Consider the following 5,093-nt stretch of genomic DNA (forward strand, 5'->3'; position numbering starts at 1 on the left):
CACATTATTCAAATAGAAGCGGGTTTACTGGTAAAAAGCCAAGTAGAGGATGTTGCTAATGTGGGTTAAGTTAGCGCTTAAGTTATTTTCGCGAGAATTTCGCCGTGGTGAGCTCACGGTTATAAGCGCAGCTATCGCCCTTGCTGTTTTAACCGTGCTTACACTGTCGATGGTTACTGAGCGAATAGGGCAAAGTATTGCGCAAAAAAGCAGTGCTTTTATTGCAGCAGACCGTGTACTTGCAAGCGACCATGTTCTGGACACCGCTTTTATTACTCAAGCACAGAGCCAAAATTTAAAAACGGCGCAAATGGTGTATTTCGACACTATGTTGTTTGCCGATGATGAAATGCAGTTTAGCTCAGTAAAAGCGGCATCTAATGCGTACCCGCTAAAAGGGCAGTTAAAAGTTAAAGATACCCTAACCGGTGAAACTAAAGTTGCTAATAGCGGGCCAACGCCGGGTAATGTGTGGCTAAGTGAGTCGGTATTTTACAGTTTAAATATTGATATAGGCGCGCAAGTAGAGCTTGGCGCGGCATTATTTAATGTTTCAAAAGTTATTGTAGAAGAGCCAGACGCGCCATTTAATGTATTTTCAAGTAGCCGTCGTGTGCTTATTAATATTGACGATGTTGCAAAAACTGAAGTTGTGCAGCCGGGTAGTCGAGTTTATTACCGCCAACTTTATGCAGGTAGTGAGGCCGACATAAATAGCTTTTACGAGTGGCTTAAACCACAAATGAAAGAAAACCAACAATGGTATGGCGTTAAAGACCGCCAATCACCCATTTCAAACAGCTTAAACCGCGCTGAGAGCTTTTTATTACTTGCTGGTTTACTGGGCATTATTTTAGCCGCAGTGGCTATAGCTGTTTCAGCAAAACGTTATTGTGAACGCCAATACGACCCAGTAGCGATGATGAAAACGCTAGGCGGTAGCCGTTCAATGATCCGCAAAATATACATGCTCCATTTATTGCTTGTATGTGCAATGGCGGTAAGTATTGGGCTGTTAATTGGTTATGGCTTGCAAGAAATAGCAACAAGTTACTTATCAAAAAGTATGGGCACAGAGCTGCCTTTAGGTGGCTTTAAACCTTGGCTGGTAGCTATAAGCACTGGCGTAATTTGTGCCGTTATGTTTTCTATTAAACCGTTATTTGATTTATTTGATATTCCACCGCTTAGAGTACTGCGCCGTAACTTAGGTGACAAGTTGGCTGTAAGTCGTGTGCATTTAGGTATGAGTGCGCTAACTGTGTTTTTATTAATGTGGTTATTTAGTAACAACATAAAAATAACGCTTATTTTGTTTATATCAACACTTGCGCTAATTGGTGTGCTGTTTTTAGTATCTAAATTAATATTTGGTGGTGGTCGAAAGCTAGGATTAAAGCCAGGTAATAGTTGGTCGCTTGCAATTGCATCTATCCAAAAGCGTGCAAATGTGAACGCGGTACAGTTAATTAGTTTTTCGTTAGCGATTAAATTACTGCTGTTTTTAGTGGTACTTAAAAACGACATGATATCTGATTGGCAGTCGCAACTTCCAAGCGACGCGCCTAATGCGTTTTTGGTTAATATTACGCAAAATGAGCTAGAGCCAATTAATGAATATTTAGCTCAAAAAGATATTCAGGTATCAGAGTTTTATCCAACTATTCGTGGGCGCGTAAATGCGGTAAACGGCGAGTTGGTAGCACGTTCTGTATCGCTGCAAGACAACGAGAAAAAAGACGAAGAAGCACGTGCAGGTATTGGCCGCGAGCTAAACCTTACATGGCTTAAAGATGTGCCTGACCAAAATGAAGTAACACAAGGCTCGTGGTTTGGTGACAATGCGATGGCTGAGGCTTCAGTAGAGGAGTCGATGCTTGAGCGTTTAGATGTTGAGATAGGCGATACGCTTACATTTTTAATTGGTTCGCAGTCGTTCGACGCTAAAATCACCAGTGTGCGCAAAGTAAATTGGGCCACGCTTAAACCTAACTTTTTTATTATTTTAAGCCCTGATGTACTTGCAGATTTTCCCGCGACGTATATTTCGTCGGTACGTATAAATCCAGATCAAAAACGTGACTTTAGCCAGTTATTACGTACTTACCCTACTATTACAGCCATTGATATTGATAACTTTGTTAAGCAAATACAAACTACTATTTCGCAAGTATCGCTCGCCATTGGCTTTGTACTTGCAATTGTTGTGCTGTGTGGCGCGCTTGTACTTATATCACAAGTGCAAGCTAGTTTAGGTGAGCGTATGCAAGAAATTGTCATACTGCGAACGCTTGGCGCTAAAAGCCGATTAATTAAAAACGCGACCCTGTATGAGTTTTTATTACTAGGCGGTTTAGCTGGTTTAGTGGCTGCATTTTTTAGTGATATAGCGCTTTTGATTGTGCAGCAACAAATGTTTGATTTAGCAGGTAAGTTACACCCACATATATGGATTATAGGTCCGGTAGCTGGCGGCGTATTTGTGGCAGGTTTAGGTTATTTAATGATTGCCCGAACACTTAAACAAAACACCCAAGGATTAGTGCGTGCCCTAGAGTAAGCTTAAACTAACATGCTCTGTAAATGCCCACCTAGTACGTGGGCATTTTTGTTTTTCTTTGTACTGGTAATTTATACAGTGCTCTGGCATTATTAGCGTAATTTAAAAATAATAACAATGGAGCGCTGTTTGGCCATCATTTTAGGGATCGATCCTGGTTCACGTTTGACCGGATATGGCGTTGTTGCCCACCAAGGTTCTAAATTTACATACTTAGGCAGTGGCTGTATTAAGTTAGCCGATCATCCTTTTCCGGTTAGGCTTAAAATGATCTACCAAGGCATTACACAGCTTATTGAGCAGTTTTCGCCAGAAACCTTTGCCATTGAAAAAGTATTTATGGCGCACAACCCCGATTCAGCTTTAAAACTAGGCCAAGCTAGAGGCGCTGCGATAGTTGGCGCTGCGATGGCCGACTTACCCGTATTTGAATACTCAGCTAGGCAAATTAAGCAAGCAGTAGTAGGCAACGGTGGCGCAGATAAAACACAAGTGCAACACATGGTAAAAAATATTTTAAAACTACCCGGTACGCCACAGGCCGATGCAGCAGATGCACTCGCTATTGCGATTTGCCACGCCCACTCAGAACAAAATTTAATTAAACTAGCGGGTAGCGCAAGCAAAACCGTTAGAGGACGTCTAAGGAAATAACTATGATAGGCCGCTTAAATGGTATTTTAGTCGAAAAACAGCCACCAGAAATATTACTCGAAGTAAGTGGTGTCGGTTACGAAGTACAAATGCCAATGACCTGTTTTTACGATTTACCAAAAATTGGTGAAAACGCGATTGTTTACACCCACTTTGTAGTGCGTGAAGATGCTCAATTATTATTTGGTTTTAATAATAAAGTTGAACGCGCCTTGTTTAGAGAGCTATTAAAAGCAAATGGCGTTGGGCCAAAACTTGGCTTAGCTATTTTATCGGGCATGTCGGCAAAGCAATTTGTAAGTTGTGTAAATAACGAAGACTCAACATCGCTAGTTAAATTACCGGGTGTCGGTAAAAAAACAGCCGAGCGTTTAGTACTCGAAATGAAAGACAGATTAAAAGATTGGGGTAATGATTTATTTACGCCATTTAGCGACAGCGCAGTAATAGAGCCAATGAGCGATGCGACAATTGCTAATAATGCAGCGGATGATGCCGTATCGGCACTGCTTGCATTAGGTTATAAATTGCCACAAGCTCAAAAAGCAGTAAAATCGATAAGTAAACCCGATATGTCTACTGAGGTTCTTATTAGAGAATCTTTAAAATCTATGTTGTGAGTAACCCATGATTGAAGCGGATCGCTTAATTGATGCGACTGAAAAAACAAATGAAGACTCTATAGATCGTGCAATAAGACCAAAACTTTTAGCCGACTACAGAGGCCAGCCTCATGTTAAGCAGCAAATGGAAATTTTTATTGAAGCTGCCCGAACCCGTGGTGAAGCGCTTGATCATTTATTAATATTTGGCCCACCTGGGCTTGGTAAAACCACGCTTGCAAATATTGTAGCCAATGAGTTACACGTAAGTATTAAAACAACATCAGGCCCTGTACTTGAAAAAGCAGGCGATTTAGCTGCTCTACTTACTAATTTAGAAGAGGGCGATGTACTGTTTATCGATGAAATACACAGGCTAAGCCCGCAAGTTGAAGAAATACTGTATCCCGCAATGGAAGACTACCAGCTTGATATAATGATTGGTGAAGGCCCAGCTGCGCGTTCTATTAAATTAGACTTACCTGCATTTACACTCATTGGTGCAACCACACGAGCAGGCTCGCTTACATCGCCACTGCGTGACCGTTTTGGAATTGTGCAGCGATTAGAGTTTTATTCTGTAGAAGATTTATCGCACATAGTAGGGCGCTCTGCACATTATCTTGGTTTAGAAATGTGTGACGATGGCGCTACCGAAATTGCCCAGCGCTCGCGCGGCACACCACGTATTGCAAACCGTTTATTGCGCCGTGTACGCGATTACACTCAAGTAAAATCTGACGGCACAGTAAACGCCGATGTAGCTAAGCAAGCCCTTGATATGATTGACGTAGATAAAAGTGGTTTTGATTATATGGACCGCAAATATTTACTCGCCATAATCGAAAAATTTATGGGCGGCCCAGTGGGGCTCGACAATGTAGCGGCTGCTATTGGTGAAGAGCGCGAAACAATAGAAGATGTAATAGAGCCATTTTTAATCCAGCAAGGATTTATTCAGCGTACTCCACGCGGGCGCATAGTGTCTGACAGTGCATACCATCACTTTGGTTTACTTCCTAAAAAAGACTAGCCTATATACTTTACTTGCTGTGGTTTATAGCGCAGCAGGTAATTGTTTCAGTATCCCTTTGTTTCAAATTATTATACTCAAAACCTCAACACACTGTTGCAAATGTTATTTCAAAATACTAATACGCTTTATAGTTAACTGTTAATTCACAGGGCGTTAAGACTCGCGAGGCTATCCTGCGTACCATTCAAACTAGTAAGCGAATTACTTATTGTAAATTAGGTAGGGCAATTATTAGTTTATA

The 5,093-nt window shown here is 41.4% G+C and carries 4 protein-coding genes; all 4 read left to right on the forward strand.

Annotated elements, in window-relative coordinates:
• The first annotated feature begins 58 nt into the window (after nt 1–58).
• Nucleotides 59–2,560: an ABC transporter permease gene (locus H5072_RS11455; RefSeq protein WP_182693593.1), complete on the forward strand. Its 2,502-nt coding sequence runs from the start codon at nt 59–61 to the stop codon at nt 2,558–2,560.
• Nucleotides 2,561–2,689: 129 nt separating this feature from the next.
• A complete protein-coding gene (gene ruvC / locus H5072_RS11460) occupies nt 2,690–3,214 on the forward strand; it encodes a crossover junction endodeoxyribonuclease RuvC (RefSeq protein ID WP_002960649.1) in 525 nt (174 codons plus the stop codon).
• Nucleotides 3,215–3,216: 2 nt separating this feature from the next.
• Nucleotides 3,217–3,834 carry a Holliday junction branch migration protein RuvA gene (gene ruvA, locus H5072_RS11465; protein ID WP_002960647.1) on the forward strand — a complete coding sequence of 206 codons (618 nt, stop codon included), beginning with the start codon at nt 3,217–3,219 and terminating at the stop codon, nt 3,832–3,834.
• Between the two features lie 7 nt (nt 3,835–3,841).
• Nucleotides 3,842–4,849 carry a Holliday junction branch migration DNA helicase RuvB gene (gene ruvB / locus H5072_RS11470; RefSeq protein ID WP_002960645.1) on the forward strand — a complete coding sequence of 336 codons (1,008 nt, stop codon included), beginning with the start codon at nt 3,842–3,844 and terminating at the stop codon, nt 4,847–4,849.
• The last annotated feature ends 244 nt before the right edge of the window (nt 4,850–5,093 follow it).

This window comes from Pseudoalteromonas sp. SR45-5 (assembly GCF_014163565.1).
Taxonomy (GTDB): domain Bacteria; phylum Pseudomonadota; class Gammaproteobacteria; order Enterobacterales; family Alteromonadaceae; genus Pseudoalteromonas; species Pseudoalteromonas distincta.

Bases quoted from the DNA above. Each gene is read 5' to 3' on its own strand.
- H5072_RS11455 (WP_182693593.1), top strand. From the start codon at position 59: ATGTGGGTTAAGTTAGCGCTTAAGTTATTTTCGCGAGAATTTCGCCGT.
- ruvA (WP_002960647.1), top strand. From the start codon at position 3,217: ATGATAGGCCGCTTAAATGGTATTTTAGTCGAAAAACAGCCACCAGAA.
- ruvB (WP_002960645.1), top strand. From the start codon at position 3,842: ATGATTGAAGCGGATCGCTTAATTGATGCGACTGAAAAAACAAATGAA.